Raw genomic sequence first — 17,528 nt, 5'->3', positions numbered from 1 at the left:
GGTCAGCGGGGGACGGGGACGGCGCCGAGGACGGACTCCAGGACCGACTCGGCGGTGACACCCTCGAGCTCGGCCTCGGGACGCAGCGCGACGCGGTGCGTGAGGGTGGCGCGGGCCAGGGCCTTGACGTCGTCGGGGGTGACGAAGTCGCGGCCCGAGAGCCACGCCCACGCGCGGGCGGTGCCCAGCAGCGCGGTGGCCCCGCGGGGGCTGACGCCCAGCTGCAGCGAGGGAGAGGTGCGGGTCGCGCGCGCCAGGTCCACGACATACCCCAGCACCTCGGGGGAGACCTGCACGCGGGCCACGGCCGCGGCGCCGTCGGCGATGTCCTGCGGCGAGGCGACGGGGCGCACGCCGGCGGCCTGCAGGTCGCGCGGGTCGAAGCCGTCGGCGTGCCGCCGCAGCACCTGCACCTCGTCCTCGCGGGGCGGGAGGGGCACGTTCACCTTGAGCAGGAAACGGTCGAGCTGGGCCTCGGGCAGCGGGTAGGTGCCCTCGTACTCGACGGGGTTCTGGGTGGCCGCCACCAGGAAGGGCGTCGGCAGCCGGTGCGTCGTGCCGTCGACGGTCACCTGCCGCTCCTCCATCGCCTCCAGCAGCGCCGACTGGGTCTTGGGCGGGGTGCGGTTGATCTCGTCGGCGAGGAGCAGGTTGGTGAAGACCGGGCCCGGGCGGAAGGTGAAGTCGCTGCGCGAGGCGTCGTAGACCAGCGAACCGGTCACGTCACCCGGCATGAGGTCGGGGGTGAACTGCACCCGGGTGGTGCGCACGTCGAGCGCCGCGGCGAGGGTGCGCACCAGCAGCGTCTTGGCGGTGCCGGGGACGCCCTCGAGCAGCACGTGACCGCCGGCCAGGAGGGCGACCACGAGCCCGGAGACGGCCTGCTCCTGCCCGACGACCGCCTTGGCGACCTCGTCGCGCAGCGCGTGCAGCGCGGCGCGGGCGCGCTCGCCGGCTGCGTCGGTCACGGGAGCCGGGGGCCGGGGCACGGGTGCCTGCGGCACCGGCGGCCCGGACGGCGAGGGCAGGTCAGGGGCCTCGGGCCGCGGGTCGTCGGCGGGCGGGGGCGGAGTGCCGGAGTCCGTCATACGTGCAGTCCTTCCTCGAGGGAGCGCAGCTCCCGGGCGGTGGTCACGAAGGTGGGGTCGTCGGGGGCGGTCGGGTCGGTGAGGAGCCGTCGCACGTCGCGGGCGGGGCGACCGGAGGCGGTGGTCACGGCAGCGACCAGCTCGTCGACGGAGGCACCGGCGGGCAGACCGAGCCGCGGCGCGAGCCGGCTGCGCGCGCCATCCTGCAGCGCGGCGAGCGCGTGGCTCCGGTCGCGGGCCTGGCGGTAGAGCCGACCCCGGCTGCGGGTGGCCTCGGCGGCCGAGACGACGGCGGGCAGCGGCTCGACGACGACGGCGCCGAGGCGACGGCCCTGCACCAGGGCCAGGGCGAGGACGGCGGCGCCCAGCACCACGACGACCGCGGTGAGGTTGCGCGGCAGGACGTCCCACAGCCCCGCCGGAGCGGCCTCGAGGCCCGCGTCGGCGGGCTGCGGCACGACCCACAGGAGGGTGGGGCTGCCGCCGAGGAGCCGCAGGCCGAGGGCCGCGTGCGCCTCGTCGGCGACGGCGTCGTTGGTCAGGGCGGAGGAGAAACCGACCAGCGTGGTCGTCGGGCGCTCGGCGGTGGCCGGGAAGGTCAGCAGCGCACCCTCGCGGGCACCGCCTGCGCCGTGGCCCACGGCCGGCGGGTAGCAGGCGGTGACGCTGGATCGGTCCGACCCGCTGGCGCGCAGCTGCACGTCCCAGGTCACCACCCGGTCGCCCGGGCGGACCAGCGGGTCGGTGCAGTCGGCCTCGAGCGTCCGGCCGTCGCCCGGCGAGGTCACCACGTCGAGCCCGAGCGTGGGTCCCGGAGCCGTCGACACGTCGGGGACGAGCACGACCAGCCGGTCGGCGTCGCGGACGTGGCGCATCAGCGTCTCGCCCGCCTCCGGCCCGAGGTATGCCGTGTGCGGCAGCAGCACCGTGGTGCCGGGACCGACGGGCTCGTCGAGGAGGGCGGTGGTGCCGTCGACGACGCGCACGTCGACCCCGTGGTCGTCGAGGACGCGGGCGAGCGCCTGGGCGCCGGACGGGCCGGGGTTGTCGGGGCCGAGCAGCTCGCCCGACGTGCTGCCGGACAGCAGGGAGGCGAGCACCGTCGCGGCCAGCAGGAGCGCCACCCAGGGGCCCCAGCGGCGCAGCCGGGTGCGCAGGACCGTCGCCCGACGGTGCGGCGGCGACGGGGCGGGCGCGGCCTGCGGTGCGGCAGCAGGCGCGCTCATCGCGCCACCGCCGCGTCGTCGAGGACGGGCCGGGCCCGGGCGATCCGCGACTCCAGCTGCCGCACCCGGGCGGCCCGGTCGGCGGTGGCCCCGAGCCCGCCGTAGCGGACCGCGTCGAAGGCGTCGGCGGCCTCGGCCAGGGCGGCCGCCTCCGCGGGGAAGACGGGGGCGAGCTCGAGCGCGACCTCGTGGGCGGTGCGGCCGGGGCGGTCCTCGGTGAGCGCCCGCTCGACGGCCCCCGCGGCGATGGCGCGGTAGGCCTCCAGCAGCGCGGTGCCGTGGTCGCCGGCGGCGGTCGCTGCGTCGGCCCGGCGGCGGTACTCCGCCGCGGGGACGCCGACCTCGTCCAGCACCGAGCTGCGCCCGGCGGTCGACATTGACCCCTGACGCCGGCGGTCGCGCGAGGAGGCGATGACGACGAGCGTCGCGGCCAGCAGGACGACGCCGAGCAGCGCCCAGGCCGCCCACGGCGGCAGCGCGCCCGGCAGGGAGAGGCTGGGCAGGTGATCGGTGATCCAGGCCCACGCGCGCAGGAGCAGGGACTCGCGCACGGCATACTCCGGCCGGCTCAGCTCGTCCTCGAGCCAGCGTCGCGCCTCGTCTCGGTCGGGGTCGACCACCCAGCCCGCGCCCACCGCTGCCGTCAGGACCGCCGGGCGGCCGCCCGGGCCTGGGCCGCCTGCAGCAGCGACGTCTCCAGACCCTCGCGCCGGATCCGCTGGTCGAGGTAGAGCAGGGCCGTGACGCCCGCGGTGAAGGGCACGACGAAGGCACCGACGACCAGCTGGACCAGGTGGTCGAAGCCGACGAGGAGCGGGTCGACGAGCGACTCGTCCGCCATCACGTCGATGTCGCCGAGGAGGAAGATGCCGAGGGTCGCGGGCACCTGGACGGCCGTCGTGAAGATGTTGGTGATGATGCTCGCCAGCAGGGTGATGCCGATGACGCGCCAGCCCTGCCTGCCGGTCGTCAGCGACCAGGCCCGACGGATGCCGCGCCACGGCCCGACCCGCTCCAGCACGACGGCCGCGGGGGCGAGGGTGAGGCGCACCCCGGCCCACACGAAGAGCAGCAGGACGGCGATCACGCCGACGACCACGACGAGGACGACGGCCAGGTCACCGGCGGTGGAGGCCAGCCAGCCCAGCAGGACGAAGGCGAGCACGGCCACGACCGCGACGGCGGCCAGCAGCAGCGAGATGAGCACCAGGGTGCCGATCAGGGCCGGGATCCTGCCGCGCACGGCCCGCCAGGTGTCGCCGAGGCCGGCCCGGTCGCCGAGGACGGCCTCGCCGACGACGTGCACGATCATGCCGGTCAGGGCGACGCTGGCCAGGACCGAGAAGAGCATCGCCACCAGGCTGACCAGCACGCCGCGGTCCTCCGCCGCCAGCGAGCCGACCTGCAGCACCGCGAGCGAGGCGAGGTAGGAGGGCACGAGCAGCACGGTCAGCACGAGGAAGCCGGTGCCGATGGTGGCGGCCGGGTTGCGGCGCATCGTCTGCAGGGCGCCGCCGAAGATGTCGCCCACGAAGAGCGGGCGCAGCGGGATGATGCCGGGCTGGTGCATGCGGGCGAGGTCGTCCGGCGGCAGCTGGTGCCACGAGGGTGGCGGACCGGCCGGTCCCGGTGGGGGAGCGGGCTGCTGCCAGGAGGCGCCCGTCGCCGCCCGCTGCGGGTCCGTGGACGGCGGGGGAGAACCCCATGCGGGGGTCGTCGGCGCTCCGGGAGGAGGGGCGGACCAGCCCGGCGGTGGTGCCGGCGTCCCCTCGCCGGACGGCTGGCCGGGCCTGTCGGTCATCCCCTGGTTCCTCCTGTCGGTCGGGACCGGCCCGCGTCGGCGGCCTGGCTCCCCAGCTCCTCGGCCAGGCGCTCGGCGATCTTGGCCCGCACCGGCTCGGCCCCCAGGGCCTGGTGCGCCGCCACGATACCCGGCTCGGCGCGGCGCAGGACGTGGCCGCGCCGCCAGAGGGTCAGCGGCGGCTTGCGGTGCTCGGCCAGGTCGCGCGCCAGTCGCCGGGCGAAGGTCACCCACGGGTGGTGGTGCACGCTCCAGGCCCGCTCGAGGAGACCCCGCTCGCGGAGGGGGGCGACGACGTCGGCGGCGAAGATGCCCTCGGCGACCACGAAGGGTGCGCCGCCGAGCTCCACGACGTGCTGCCCGGTGCGGCTCGAGGTCGAGATGTCGTAGCGCGGGACGTCGGTCCGGCCCGTGCGGCACAGCCGCTCGATCGCCGTGACCGCCGCCTCGAGGTCCCAGGAGCCCACGTCGTCCCAGTCCACCAGGCCGAGCGGGCTCATCGGCAGCCCGGGGGCGTCGCCCTCGTGGTAGAAGTCGTCCAGCTGCAGCAGCGGCCAGCCGTGCTGCTCGTGCAGCCGGCGGGCGAGCCGCGACTTGCCGGAGCCGCTGGGGCCGGCGACGAGGAGAACCCGGGCGAGCGGCGGGGCGGCTGGATCCATGGCAGACCAGTCTAGGAGGTGGCCCGACCGTAGACTCGGGCAGCGTGAGAGCCTCCAGCAGCCCCCTGACCGGTGACCGTCTCCAGGTCTACCGGACGGTGCCGGCCCGGGTCATCGGCTGGACGATGGTGGGCGGGGCCGTCGTGCTGTCGGGGCTCACGGTGCTCGACATGGTGAGGGGCTCGCACGCCGGCCTGGCCTGGCCGGCGGCCCTCGTCGTCGCGGTGGCCGCCGTCGCCTGGGCCCTCTTCCTGCGTCCGCACGTCGAGCTGCGGACCGACGGCGTGGTGCTCGCCAACATCGTCACCGACACCGCCGTGCCGTTCGCGGTCGTCAGCGAGGTCACCGACCGCTGGTCCCTGGAGCTGCACGACACCGCGGGTCGCCGCTTCAGCTCCTGGGCGGTGCCGGTGCGCCGCGAGTGGGTGCGCCGCAGCTCGATCGACGACTTCGCCGAGACCACCCGCCGACGCGGCTCGGCCGGTGTCACGGCCCAGGGCGTCGCCGACGAGGTGCAGCGCACGCTGCAGCGCTGGCGCCTCGACGGGGGGGAGCTCGGGGAGGCTGCCCCCCGGGTGGTGCAGCGCGTGTCCTGGTCCTCGGCGACCGTCCTCGTGCTCGCGGTCGGCCTGCTCGTCCTCGCGCTGCTGGGCTGAGCGAGGGGCGACCCGGTCGGCACCGGGCCGCCCGCCTGCTCAGACCCGGGTCAGCTCCTCCATGGCCGCCCGCACGGCCGCGAGCCGGCGGGTGGCCTCGGTGCGGGCGTCCGCCAGGCCGTCCGCACCGTCGACCGGCACGACCGCCTCGAGGTAGACCTTGAGCTTGGGCTCGGTGCCGCTGGGACGCACGATGACGCGGGTCGAGTCCTCCAGCAGGAAGCGCACGCCGTCGGTGGGCGGCAGCCCCTCCGAGCCGGCGGCCAGGTCGACGGTGCTCGTGACGGTGGTGCCGCCGAGGTCGGCCGGCGGCTCCTCACGCAAGCGGGCCATCACCGGCGCCAGCTGCGACAGGTCCGAGACCCGCACCGAGAAGGCGTCGGTCTGGTGCACCCCGTGCCGGACGGCGAGCTCGTCGAGCACGTCCAGCAGCGTGCGGCCCTCGGCCTTCAGCGTCGCGGCCAGCTCGGCGGCCAGCAGGGCGGCGGTCACGCCGTCCTTGTCGGGCACCCGGGCGGGGTCGACGCAGTAGCCCAGCGCCTCCTCGTAGCCGTAGGCCAGGCCCTCGACCCGACCGATCCACTTGAAGCCGGTCAGCGTCTCCTGGGCGCGCAGCCCTGCGGCCTCGGCCATCGCACCGAGCAGCCGGGAGGAGACGATCGAGCGGGCGAGCACGTCGCGGTCCCCACCGGCGCGGCCCCGCTGGATGACGTGGTGCCCGAGCAGGGCGCCGACCTCGTCGCCGCGCAGCATCCGCCACGTGCCGTGGTCGTCGACGGCCAGGGCGCAGCGGTCGGCGTCCGGGTCGTTGGCGATGACCAGGTCGGGACGCAGCTCGCCGGCCAGCTCGAGGGCGGCGTCGATCGCGCCCGCCTCCTCGGGGTTGGGGAAGGCGACGGTGGGGAAGTCGGGGTCGGGCTGCTGCTGGCTGACCACCGGCGCCGGCGTGGCGAAGCCGGCCCGGCGGAAGGCCTCGAGCACGACGTCCGAGCCGACGCCGTGCAGCGCGGTGTGCACGACGGACAGGTCCCGCGGGCTGGCGGGGTCGAGCACGGCCACGGCGGCGTCGAGATAGGCCTCGAGCACCTCGTCGCCCAGCGTGACCCAGCCGTCGTCGGCCCGCGGCACCTCCGCCACCGACCGCACGGCGGCGATCTCCGCCGAGATGTCGGTGTCGGCCGGCGGCACGATCTGCGAGCCGTCGCCGAGGTAGACCTTGTAGCCGTTGTCCTGCGGCGGGTTGTGGCTCGCGGTGACCATCACGCCCGCGTCGGCGCCGAGGTGGCGGATGGCGAAGGCCAGCACCGGCGTCGGCAGCGGCCGTGGCAGCACCATCGCCCGGCCACCGGCCGCCTCGACGACCGCGGCGGTGTCGCGGGCGAAGACGTCGGAGTTGTGGCGGGCGTCGAAGCCGATGACGACGGCCGGCCCCGGGGTGCGATCGCCCTCGGCCGTCAGCCGCTTCGTCAGGTATGCCGTGAGGCCGGCGGCCGTGCGGATCACCACGGCGCGGTTCATCCGGTTGGGACCGGCGCCCAGCGCGCCGCGCAGCCCGGCGGTGCCGAACTCCAGGAAGCCGGCGAAGCGGTCGCCCAGCTCGGCCTGCGCGTCGTGGTCGCCGCCCTCGACCCGCTCCAGCAGCGTCGCGAGCTCGGCGCGCGTGGTCTCGTCGGGGTCGTCGTCCAGCCAGGCGCGGGCCTGGGCCAGCAGGTCGGTGGTGCTCTCCATGGCCGGTCCTTCCTCAGATGCGCTCGACGATGCGGGCCAGCAGGGCGCCGCACCGCTCGGCGGCGGCGCGTCCGGCCTCGATGACCTCCTGGTGGTCCAGCGGCGTCGGGCTGATGCCCGCGGCCGGGTTGGTCACCAGGGAGATGCCGAGGACGTCCATGCCCGCCTCGCGGGCGGCGATCGCCTCGAGCGTGGTCGACATGCCGACCAGGTCGCCCCCGAGCACCCGGGCCATCCGGACCTCGGCGGGGGTCTCGTAGTGCGGGCCGCGGAACTGCACGTAGACGCCCTCGTCCAGGCTCGGGTCGATCTCGCGGGCGAGCTCGCGCAGCCGCGGCGTGTAGACGTCGGTGAGGTCGACGAAGGTCGCCCCCTCGAGCGGGGAGGTGGCGGTGAGGTTGATGTGGTCGCTGATGAGCACCGGGGTGCCGGGTGCCCACTCCGGGCGCAGCCCGCCGCAGCCGTTGGTCAGCACGATCGTCGAGCAGCCGGCGGCGGCCGCGGTGCGCACGGCGTGGACCACGGCGCGCACGCCGCGGCCCTCGTAGTAGTGCGTCCGGGTGCCGTAGACCAGCACCCGGCGGCCGTTGGCGAGGGGGATCGAGCGCATGGTGCCGGAGTGGCCCTCGACCGCGGCCGCGGCGAAGCCGGGCACGTCGGTGTTGTCGATCTCGGTGTCGGGCTCGCCCAGCATGTCGGCGGCGGGCTTCCAGCCGCTGCCGAGCACGAGGGCGATGTCGTGGCGCTCGGCGCCGGTGCGCTCGGCGAGGACGGCGGCGGCGGCCGCGGCCACCTGCCTGGGATCGGTGCGGGGGTCGTCGAGGTCGTGGTCGCTCACGCGCGCCAGCCTAGTGCTCGCGGGGCCCCCACGACGTCGTCGGAGCATCCCGGGACGGCCCGGGGGCACGAGTTCGGCACCCGCGATGGTTGGATAGGGCCGTGAATGCCGTGAACAAGTCAGTGGTCGTCATCGGCGGGGGCCCCGGTGGGTACGAGGCTGCGCTGGGGGCCGCGCAGCTCGGCGCCGAGGTGACGGTGATCGAGCGGTCGGGCCTGGGTGGCGCGGCCGTGCTCACCGACTGCGTCCCGAGCAAGGCGCTCATCGCCACCGCTGACTTCATGGACCGCTTCAGCGCCGCCAAGCGCATCGGCGTGCACTTCGACGGCGCGCAGGTGCCCGGCGACCAGGGGGTCACCGCGCACGTCGCCGACGTCAACGCCCGCATCATGGAGCTGGCGCAGGCCCAGAGCCGCGACATCGGCGAGCGCCTGGAGAGCGTCGGCGTGGAGGTGATCCAGGGCGCCGGGCGGCTGCTGCCGGACCGCCGCGTGGAGGTGGTCGAGGGCGTCCACGAGGTCAACTCCGGCGAGGAGCCGGCCCCGCACGGGCGCGACCACGACGAGGCCGCCGCGACCCGCGTGCTCGAGGCCGACCTCGTGCTCGTCGCCACCGGCGCCCGCCCCCGCGTCATGGACACCGCCGTCCCCGACGGCGAGCGGATCCTGACCTGGCAGCAGATCTGGAACCTCACCGAGCTCCCCGAGCACCTCGTGGTCATCGGCTCCGGCGTCACCGGCGCCGAGCTCGCCCACGCCTACCTCGGCCTCGGCTGCGCCGTCACCCTCATCTCCTCCCGTGACCGCGTGCTGCCGGGCGAGGACGCCGACGCCGCGAACGTCGTGGAGGAGGTCTTCCGCCGCCGCGGCATGACCGTCCTCAACCGGTCCCGCGCGGCCGGGGTGCGTCGCGAGGGCGACACCGTCGTCGTCACGCTCGAGGACGGCCGCCAGGTCGAGGGCTCGCACGCGCTGCTGGCCGTCGGCTCGATCCCCAACACCACCGACATGGGCCTGGAGGAGGCCGGCGTCCGGCTGAGCCGCTCGGGCCACATCGAGGTCGACCGCGTCTCGCGCACCAGCGCGCCGGGCGTCTACGCCGCGGGCGACTGCACCGGTGTCCTGCCGCTGGCCTCGGTGGCCGCGATGCAGGGCCGGATCGCCGTGGCCCACGCCCTCGGTGACGCGGTGGCCCCGCTCTCGCTGGGCAAGGTCAGCTCCAACATCTTCACCGACCCCGAGATCGCCACCGTCGGGGTGAGCCAGGCCGACATCGACGAGGGCCGGGTCGACGCCCGCGCCGTGATGCTGCCCCTGACGAAGAACCCGCGCGCCAAGATGCAGAACGTGCAGGACGGCTTCGTCAAGATCTTCGCCCGCAAGGGCAGCCAGACGATCGTCGGCGGCGTCGTCGTGAGCCCGCGGGCCAGCGAGCTGATCTTCCCGATCGCGCTGGCGGTGGCCAACCGGCTCAACGTCGACCAGTTCTCCTCGACGTTCACCGTCTACCCCTCCATGTCGGGCTCGCTCTCCGAGGCGGCTCGCCAGCTGCACGAGATCGCCGACTGACCCCGGGCCGCCGTCCGCCGATGAGTTCGTGGCGGGCGGCGGGTCGGACCGGACATGGGCATCGTGCGAGCAGCCATCTCGGTCTCCCTCGACGGCTACGTGGCCGGACCTCGGCAGAGCATCGAGGTGCCGCTGGGCGAGGGCGGCGAGGCGCTCCATACCTGGGTCGTGCAGACCCGGGTATGGCGTGAGGCGCACGGTCTCGAGGGCGGCCTCGAGGGGGTGAGCGGCGAGGTCCTGGCGGAGGAGATGCGCGCGGTCGGGGCCGAGATCATGGGCCGGGGCAAGTTCGGACCGCCCGGGGGAGGCGCCTGGCAGGAGCCCCTGTGGAACGGCTGGTGGGGCGAGGAGCCGCCCTTCCGCAAGCCGGTCTTCGTGCTGACCCACCACCCGCGCGAGCCGCTGGTCCTCTCCGGCACGACGTTCACCTTCGTGACGGGCGGCGTGGAGGAGGCGTTGGCGCTCGCCCGCGAGGCGGCCGCGGACCTGGACGTCTTCGTCGGCGGTGGTGCGGACGTGATCGACCAGTTCCTCGCCGCCGGGCTGCTGGACCAGCTGGACCTCCACGTCGCGCCGGTGCTGCTCGGGGGCGGGTCCCGGCTCTTCGCCGGGGCGGGGACGGACGTCCGTCTGGAGCAGGTGAGGGCCGTCGGCGCGCCGGGGGTGGCGCACCTGCGCTACCGGGTCGTGCGCTGAGGCGGGCTCACCCGGTCAGCCGGCGACGACCACCAGCGCGGCGAGCGCGGCGACGGCCAGCACGACGAGCGCGTGCGGCCATGGCCGGCGCGCCAGCACCGCGACGAACTCGCGCAGCATCGCGCTGGGCAGGAAGTAGGAGGCGGTCGGCGCACCGACGACCTGCGCGACCAGGCCCTGCTCGGCCGTGATGATCGCGGCGCGGAAGGCGTGGTAGTCGTTGGTGACCACGACCACGCGCTCGCCGCGCCCCTCGGCCCGCAGCAGCTCCAGGCTGAGGCGGAGGTTCTCCTCGGTGGTGCGGGAGGCGCTCTCACGACGGACCAGGGCGGGGTCCAGACCCCGCTCGACGAGGTGGTCGGCCATCGCGACGGCCTCGGGGACGTCCTCGCCGGGTCCCTGCCCGCCGGAGCAGACGAGCACGGCGTCGCCGCCGCGGGCCAGCTCGGCCTCGAGCACCTCACGGCCGCGGGCCAGCCGTCCCGCCAGCAGCGGTGGCACCCGGGTGCCGAAGATGCCCGAGCCCAGGACCACGACCGCGTCGGCCCCGGGAGTCGGGTCCCGGCGGGCGTAGAGCAGCCCGTAGAGCGCGAAGGCCCAGAAGACGAAGCCCAGGTAGCCGAGCACCACCCACCCGGCGCCCACGGCGACGAGCAGCACGGCGGGCGCGCCCAGCAGGACGAGGGTGGCCGTCAGGGCGGTGTACGCCACGAGGCCGACCCCCAGCAGCAGCGCGAGCAGGTTGCCCAGGCTGCGCCCCTCGCGCCGGGTCATGGCCAGGCCGTTGAGGACGAGGAGAACCACCTGCGCGACGGCCCCCGCCGTCAGACCCGCGAGCACCAGCCAGAGGACCAGCTGCCCGCCGAGGGCCGCCTGGTCGACCAGGGCGAGGAAGAACAGGTGCACCACCCCGGCGCCGGCCGCGACCGCCAGCCAGAGCTTGCGCAGCTCCGGCATCGCCGCCCACCGCTCGGCGGGCGTGCTCGCGGCGGGAGGGACCCGGGTGTCGACCACGCGCAGGCGGGCGACCAGGTGCGACAGCCCGCGGTGGTCGCCGCGGAGCGCCAGGACGAGGCTGGCGACGAGGAGCACCACGGCGGCGCCCCCGAGGAAGGCCGATCCGGTCATCGTGCCGAGCGTGTCGAGCAGGACGTAGCCCCCCGAGCCGGTCGCCGCGCGGGCCAGCCGCTGGGGGACCGAGGGGTCGGTGCCGGACTCGGTGCGGGGGCGCAGCATCACCGCCCGCTGCCCGAGGGTGGCGCCGTGGCCGAGCAGCGGCACGCCGACGAGCAGGACGGCCGCCACCAGCAGCTGCAGCGACCCCTGGAGCACGGTCGCGTCGGCCAGCTCGACCGGCGACATCGCCCCCGTGGACCGCAGCACCGAACCGACCCCGACCCACAGCAGCAGTCCGCCGAGGTCGACGAGGAGCACGTCGGTCACCATGCCCAGCACGCGCCGGCGGCCGGTCACCGGCTGCGGCCGGCGGACGTCGGCCGCCGCCTGGTCGGGCACCAGCCGCAGCACCGGGGCGGCCAGGAACCCCAGCGCCGCCCCCAGGGTGTTGGCGGCCAGGTCGTCGACGTCGAAGACCCGGTAGGCGCAGTCGTAGAGGCCCCACACCCCGGTGAGCTGGGTCAGCTCGATCAGCCCCGAGACGGTCAGGCCCGCCAGAACCGTCACGACGGGGCCGCGCCGGAAGAGATGGCGGACCAGCATGCCGAGGGGCACGAAGAGCAGCACGTTGAACGCCACCTGCAGGACCACGCCGCGCCCGCTGCCGCCCGCTGCACGCGCGTCGGCGAGGGCGCGCAGGAACTGCCCCGGTCGCAGCTGCACGCCGGCGGGGTCCGAGCAGACCAGCGCCGGGTCCGGCAGAGGCAGGAGCGTGTAGGTCCACAGCGCCAGGGCGTAGACCGCGGCGCCCGCCACGAGCGCCGCGTGACCCAGCCCGAAGCGGCCCCGTCGTCGGTAGCTCCAGGCGACGTAGGGCACGAACCCGAGCAGGACGACCACGGTGCCCCCGAACAGGGCGAGCACCGCCGAGACGGAGAAGCCGGTCATGACGCGCGGCCGCGCCGGGGCGCCGGCTCCCGGGCCCCGGCCCCACCGGCCAGGGTCAGTCCTTGAGCTCGCAGAGGACGGCGCCGTTGGCCACCGTCTCGCCGACGGTGGCGCTCAGCCCGGTCACCGTGCCGGCCTTGTGCGCCTTGATCGGCTGCTCCATCTTCATGGCCTCGAGGACCACCACGACGTCGCCGGCCTCGACCTGCTGGCCCTCCTCGACGGCGATCTTGACGATCGTGCCCTGCATGGGCGCGGTCACCGAGTCGCCCGTGGCGGCCGCACCGCCACCGCCGCCGCGGGAGCGCTTGGGCGCCTTGCGCCGGCCGCCCGCCGCGGCCCCGCCGCCACCGCCGAGCGACAGCCCCGCCGGCAGCGAGACCTCCAGACGCTGGCCGCCGACCTCGACGACGACACGCTGGCGCTCGCCCTCGTCCTCCGGGGCGTCGGCGGTCGGGCCGGAGTAGGGCTCGATGGTGTTGTCGAACTCGGTCTCGATCCACCGGGTGTGGACGGTGAACGGGGCGTCGCCCTCCGGCGCGAAGGCCGGGTCGGACACGACGGCGCGGTGGAAGGGCAGCACGGTGGGCATGCCCTCGACCTCGAGCTCGGCCAGCGCCCGGCGGGACCGCTCGAGGGCCTGCTCGCGGGTGCGGCCGGTGACGACGAGCTTGGCGATCATCGAGTCGAAGGCACCGGCGACGGTGTCGCCCTCGACGATGCCCGCGTCCCAGCGCACGCCCGGGCCGTGGGGGACCACCATGCGCGAGACGGTGCCGGGAGCCGGCATGAAGTCGCGACCGGCGTCCTCGCCGTTGATGCGGAACTCGATCGAGTGCCCGTGCGGGGTCGGGTCCTCGTAGCCCAGCTCCTCGCCGTCGGCGATGCGGAACTGCTCGCGGACGAGGTCGATGCCGGTGACCTCCTCGGTCACGGGGTGCTCGACCTGCAGGCGGGTGTTGACCTCGAGGAAGGAGATCGTGCCGTCGCTGGCCACGAGGAACTCGCAGGTGCCGGCGCCGACGTAGCCCGCCTCCTTGAGGATCGCCTTCGAGGCGCGGACGAGCTCGGCCCGCTGCTCGTCGGTCAGGTAGGGGGCCGGGGCCTCCTCGACGAGCTTCTGGTTGCGGCGCTGGAGCGAGCAGTCACGGGTGGAGACCACGACCACGTTGCCGTGCTGGTCGGCCAGGCACTGGGTCTCGACGTGACGGGGCTTGTCGAGGAACTTCTCGACGAGGCACTCGCCGCGCCCGAAGGCGGTGACGGCCTCGCGGACCGCCGACTCGAAGAGCTCGGGGATCTCCTCCATGGTGCGGGCGACCTTGAGGCCGCGACCGCCGCCGCCGTAGACGGCCTTGATGGCCACGGGCAGGCCGAACTCCTCGGCGAGCGCGACGACCTCGTCGGCGTCCTTGACCGGGTCCTTGGTGCCGGGTGCCAGCGGGGCGCCGGCGCGGACCGCGATGTGCTTGGCCTTGGCCTTGTCGCCGAGGGCGTCGATCGCCTCCGGGCCGGGGCCGATCCACGTCAGGCCGGCGTCGATCACCGCCTGGGCGAAGTCGGCGTTCTCCGCCAGGAAGCCGTAGCCCGGGTGCACGGCGTCGGCACCGGACTGCCGGGCCACGTCGAGGAGCTTCTCCTGCACGAGGTAGGAGTCGCCCGGCGTGCTCCCGCCCAGGGCGTAGGCCTCGTCGGCCACCTTGACGTGCAGCGCGTCGCGGTCGGGCTCGGCGTAGACGGCGACCGAGCCCAGACCTGCGTCCTTGCAGGCGCGAGCGATGCGGACGGCGATCTCGCCGCGGTTGGCGATGAGGACCTTGCTGATCGGCATGGGGCCACACTAGTGCCCCCGCGCGCTCGTCAGCGATCAGGTCCGGCGCACGTCACGGCAGCCGGGCGAGGTCCTCGTGGCACCGGGCCTGCAGCTCGTCGAGCTCGCGCAGCGAGTCCTCGATGTCGCGCCGACGACGCTCCAGGTCGGCCCGGCGGTCGTCGATCTGGCTGAGCAGGTAGCGGAGCTGGCCGACCTCGCCGGGCTGGTCGTCGTACATGCCCAGGATCGTCGAGATCTCCTCGAGCGAGAAGCCCAGGCGGCGTCCGCGCAGCACGAGGGCCAGGCGGGTGCGGTCGCGCCGGTGGTAGATGCGGCGCTGCCCCTCCCGCTCGGGGGAGATGAGGCCGAGGTGCTCGTAGTGGCGCAGGGCGCGGTGGGTGACGTTGAAGTCGTCGGCCATCTGGGCGATCGTCCAGGTGGTGTCGGTGTCCTCGATCACGGGGTTTCTTGTCCTTACGTCAACTGCGGTGGGCGCCCCATAGTGCTTGACCTTCGCGTCAACGTCAAGCACCATGGTCCGGACCATCCCCCCTGCCGAGAAGGATTGACGGACGCCGATGTTCGAGCTGAGCCAGGACCACGAGGACTTCCGCCGTCTGGTGCGCGAGTTCGCCGAGGCGGAGATCGCCCCTCACGTGGAGGAGTGGGACGCCCGGGGCCACTTCCCCGCGCACCTGGTGCCGAAGATGGGCGAGCTCGGGCTCTTCGGTCTCGACGCGCCCGAGGAGTTCGGCGGCGCCGGCCTCGAGGAGGGCGGCTTCACCTACCTCTGCCTGGCCATCGAGGAGCTCGGCCGCGTCGACCAGTCCATGGGCATCACCCTGGAGGCGGGCGTCGGGCTGGGCATCAACCCGATCCTCACCTACGGGTCCCAGGAGCAGAAGGAGCAGTGGCTCCCCGACCTGCTCGCGGGCCGGGCGCTCGCGGGCTTCGGCCTGACCGAGCCGGAGGCCGGCTCGGACGCCGGGGCGACGCGCACCCGCGCGCGGCTCGAGGACGGCCAGTGGGTGATCGACGGCGCCAAGGCCTTCATCACCAACTCCGGCACCGAGATCACCTCGGTCGTCACCGTCACGGCGCGCACCGGCCAGACGCCGGACGGCAAGGCCGAGATCAGCGCCATCATCGTGCCCAACGGCACCCCCGGCTTCACCGTCGAGCCCGCCTACCGCAAGCTCGGCTGGCACATCTCCGACACCCACGGCCTGACCTTCGAGAACTGCCGCGTGCCCGCGGGCAACCTGCTCGGCCAGCGCGGGCACGGCTTCAAGCAGTTCCTCAAGACCCTCGACGACGGGCGCATCGCGATCGCCGCCCTGGCCGTCGGCCTGCTGCAGCGGATGCTCGAGGAGACCACGCGCTACAGCCAGGAGCGGCTGGCCTTCGGCCGCCCGATCGCGACCAACCAGGGCGTCTCCTTCCAGGTCGCCGACCTCGCGGTCATGACCGAGGCCGCCCGCGCCCTCACCTACAAGGCGGCGTGGCTCAAGGAGGAGCAGCAGGCGGGGCGTCGCAGCGTCGCCGAGGTCAAGCAGGCCGCCGCCATCGCCAAGCTCTACGCCACCGAGTCGGCCGTCTCGGCCACCCGCATCGCCACGCAGGTCTTCGGCGGCAACGGCTTCATGGAGGAGTACCCCGTGGCGCGCTTCTACCGCGACGCCAAGATCCTCGAGATCGGCGAGGGCACCTCCGAGGTGCAGCGCATGCTCATCGCCCGCGGCCTCGGCCTGCCGGCCTGAGCGTGGCTGGCACCATGCCGGGTATGCCGCAGCACCCCTCGACCAACGCCCATCCCGACCCGCGCGTCGCCGACCTGCGGGCACGGCTCGAGGCCGCCCACGAGGCCTCCGAGCGCCCGACGGAGCGGGCGAAGGCCAAGCTGGACCAGCAGGGCAAGCTCTACGTGCGCGACCGCATCGCGCTCCTCTTCGACGAGGGCACCTTCGTCGAGGACGGTCGCTACGCCAACGCCACGGCCGAGGGCCTGCCCGCCGACGGTGTGGTCACCGGGCGCGGCGAGGTCGACGGCCGCCCAGCGATCGTCGTGGCGAACGACCCCACCGTGAAAGCGGGCTCGTGGGGCGCCCGGACGGTCGAGAAGATCATCCGCGCCACCGAGGCGGCGCTCCGGGAGGAGCTGCCGGTCTTCTGGTTCGTCGACTCGGCCGGCGCCCGCATCACCGACCAGGTCGACCTCTTCCCCGGGCGCCGCGGCGCCGGGCGCATCTTCCACAACCAGGTCGCGCTCTCGGGCAAGGTCCCGCAGATCTGCTGCCTCTTCGGCCCGTCGGCCGCCGGTGGTGCCTACATCCCGAGCTTCACCGACGTCATCATCATGGTCGAGGGCAACGCCTCGATGTATCTCGGCAGCCCCCGGATGGCCGAGATGGTGGTCGGGGAGAAGGTCAGCCTGGAGGAGATGGGCGGCGCCCGCATGCACTGCACGGTCTCCGGCGTCGGCGACCTGCTCGCCGCCGACGACGAGGAGGCCATCGAGCTGGCCCGCCACCTCTTCTCCTACCTGCCGGAGACCTGGCACGACCCGGTGCCCAGCTACGAGCCCGAGGCACCGGCCCGGCCGCTCGAGCGCGACACCGTGCCCGAGGCCGAGTCGGTGCCCTTCGACGTGCACGACGTCATCGAGGGCCTCGTCGACGCCGACAGCTTCTTCGAGATCAAGCCGCTCTTCGCCGCCGAGCTGGTCGTCGGGCTCGGCCGGGTCGAGGGGCAGACGGTCGGCATCCTGGCCAACAACTCGGCCGTCAAGGGCGGGGTGCTCTTCACCGACTCCGCCGACAAGGCGGCCCGGTTCATCTGGATGTGCGACGCCTACGGCATACCGCTGCTCTACCTGGCCGACGTGCCGGGCTTCATGATCGGCTCGGAGGTCGAGCGCGGCGGCATCATCCGCCACGGCGCCAAGATGGTCTCGGCCGTCTCCGAGGCCACCGTCCCGCAGCTGTGCGTGGTCGTGCGCAAGGCCTACGGCGCCGGCCTCTACGCCATGGGCGGCCCGGGCTTCGGCCCCGAGGCGACCATCGCGCTGCCGACGGCGCGGATCGCGGTCATGGGACCGGAGGCGGCCGTCAACGCCGTCTACGCCAACAAGATCGCCGAGATCACCGACCCCGCGGAGCAGGAGGCCTTCGTCCAGGCCCGCCGGGCGGAGTACGTCGAGGACGTCGACCTCGAGCGGCTGGCCGCCGACCTCGTCATCGACGCCGTCGTGGAGCCCGAGGACCTGCGCGAGGAGGTCGTGCGTCGGCTCCGCTACGCCGCCCGCCGCGACCGGCACTTCTCGACCCGGCACCGCGCGATCCCGCCGGTCTGAAAGCGACCCGCCGGTCCGGCGCCCCGGGGTTCCGCCCGG

15 protein-coding genes are annotated in these 17,528 nt (G+C 74.7%); 5 read left to right on the top strand and 10 right to left on the bottom strand.

The features are described from left to right. Positions 1–2: 2 nt before the first annotated feature. From FB476_RS11585 to FB476_RS11565, 5 genes are all read right to left on the bottom strand, one after another. The gene (locus FB476_RS11585; RefSeq protein WP_141818939.1) at positions 3–1,088 is read right to left on the bottom strand and encodes an AAA family ATPase; all 1,086 of its coding nucleotides are present in this window, start codon (positions 1,086–1,088) and stop codon (positions 3–5) included. Continuing rightward, on the bottom strand, positions 1,085–2,314 hold the full coding sequence (locus tag FB476_RS11580; protein WP_141818937.1) for a DUF4350 domain-containing protein: 1,230 nt from the start codon (positions 2,312–2,314) through the stop codon (positions 1,085–1,087). Before FB476_RS11580 ends, FB476_RS11585 begins: the two co-directional genes overlap by 4 nt. Continuing rightward, positions 2,311–2,934: a DUF4129 domain-containing protein gene (locus tag FB476_RS11575; protein ID WP_170233604.1), complete on the bottom strand. Its 624-nt coding sequence runs from the start codon at positions 2,932–2,934 to the stop codon at positions 2,311–2,313. Before FB476_RS11575 ends, FB476_RS11580 begins: the two co-directional genes overlap by 4 nt. 23 nt (positions 2,935–2,957) lie before the next feature. Continuing rightward, the gene (locus FB476_RS11570; protein WP_141818933.1) at positions 2,958–3,884 is read right to left on the bottom strand and encodes a DUF7847 domain-containing protein; all 927 of its coding nucleotides are present in this window, start codon (positions 3,882–3,884) and stop codon (positions 2,958–2,960) included. A 227-nt stretch (positions 3,885–4,111) separates the two neighbouring features. Further along, complete coding sequence (locus FB476_RS11565; RefSeq protein ID WP_141818931.1) at positions 4,112–4,774, bottom strand: uridine kinase family protein; 663 nt, start codon at positions 4,772–4,774, stop codon at positions 4,112–4,114. 44 nt (positions 4,775–4,818) lie between these two features. On the opposite strand from FB476_RS11565, the gene FB476_RS11560 reads away from it, so the two are divergent. Next, the gene (locus FB476_RS11560) at positions 4,819–5,430 is read left to right on the top strand and encodes a hypothetical protein (RefSeq protein ID WP_141818929.1); all 612 of its coding nucleotides are present in this window, start codon (positions 4,819–4,821) and stop codon (positions 5,428–5,430) included. Between the two features lie 39 nt (positions 5,431–5,469). On the opposite strand, the gene FB476_RS11555 is transcribed toward FB476_RS11560, so the two are convergent. Continuing rightward, entirely contained in the window at positions 5,470–7,158 is a 1,689-nt protein-coding gene (locus tag FB476_RS11555) for a phospho-sugar mutase (protein WP_141818927.1), read from the bottom strand. Positions 7,159–7,171: 13 nt separating this feature from the next. After that, positions 7,172–8,044: a purine-nucleoside phosphorylase gene (locus FB476_RS11550; protein WP_141818925.1), complete on the bottom strand. Its 873-nt coding sequence runs from the start codon at positions 8,042–8,044 to the stop codon at positions 7,172–7,174. A 53-nt stretch (positions 8,045–8,097) separates the two neighbouring features. Here FB476_RS11550 and FB476_RS11545 point away from each other — a divergent pair, with 53 nt between their 5' ends. Next, positions 8,098–9,564, top strand: a complete 1,467-nt coding sequence (locus FB476_RS11545) for an NAD(P)H-quinone dehydrogenase (RefSeq protein ID WP_141818923.1) — start codon at positions 8,098–8,100, stop codon at positions 9,562–9,564. Between the two features lie 54 nt (positions 9,565–9,618). Then, a complete protein-coding gene (locus FB476_RS11540; RefSeq protein ID WP_141818921.1) occupies positions 9,619–10,260 on the top strand; it encodes a dihydrofolate reductase family protein in 642 nt (213 codons plus the stop codon). 15 nt (positions 10,261–10,275) lie between these two features. Here FB476_RS11540 and FB476_RS11535 read toward each other — a convergent pair whose 3' ends face one another. From FB476_RS11535 to FB476_RS11525, 3 genes are read right to left on the bottom strand one after another with little or no spacing between them, the layout of a single operon-like run. After that, a complete protein-coding gene (locus FB476_RS11535; protein ID WP_141818919.1) occupies positions 10,276–12,324 on the bottom strand; it encodes an ElyC/SanA/YdcF family protein in 2,049 nt (682 codons plus the stop codon). A 55-nt stretch (positions 12,325–12,379) separates the two neighbouring features. Next, entirely contained in the window at positions 12,380–14,155 is a 1,776-nt protein-coding gene (locus FB476_RS11530; protein WP_141818917.1) for an acetyl/propionyl/methylcrotonyl-CoA carboxylase subunit alpha, read from the bottom strand. 52 nt (positions 14,156–14,207) lie between these two features. After that, positions 14,208–14,597, bottom strand: a complete 390-nt coding sequence (locus FB476_RS11525) for a MerR family transcriptional regulator (RefSeq protein ID WP_337678354.1) — start codon at positions 14,595–14,597, stop codon at positions 14,208–14,210. Positions 14,598–14,715: 118 nt separating this feature from the next. On the opposite strand from FB476_RS11525, the gene FB476_RS11520 reads away from it, so the two are divergent. Further along, complete coding sequence (locus FB476_RS11520; RefSeq protein WP_141818915.1) at positions 14,716–15,897, top strand: acyl-CoA dehydrogenase family protein; 1,182 nt, start codon at positions 14,716–14,718, stop codon at positions 15,895–15,897. A gap of 23 nt (positions 15,898–15,920) precedes the next feature. After that, on the top strand, positions 15,921–17,489 hold the full coding sequence (locus tag FB476_RS11515; RefSeq protein WP_238329680.1) for an acyl-CoA carboxylase subunit beta: 1,569 nt from the start codon (positions 15,921–15,923) through the stop codon (positions 17,487–17,489). The last annotated feature ends 39 nt before the right edge of the window (positions 17,490–17,528 follow it).

Source organism: Ornithinimicrobium humiphilum, from assembly GCF_006716885.1.
Taxonomy (GTDB): domain Bacteria; phylum Actinomycetota; class Actinomycetes; order Actinomycetales; family Dermatophilaceae; genus Ornithinicoccus; species Ornithinicoccus humiphilus.
This window is presented reverse-complemented; position numbering and strand designations above follow the sequence as displayed.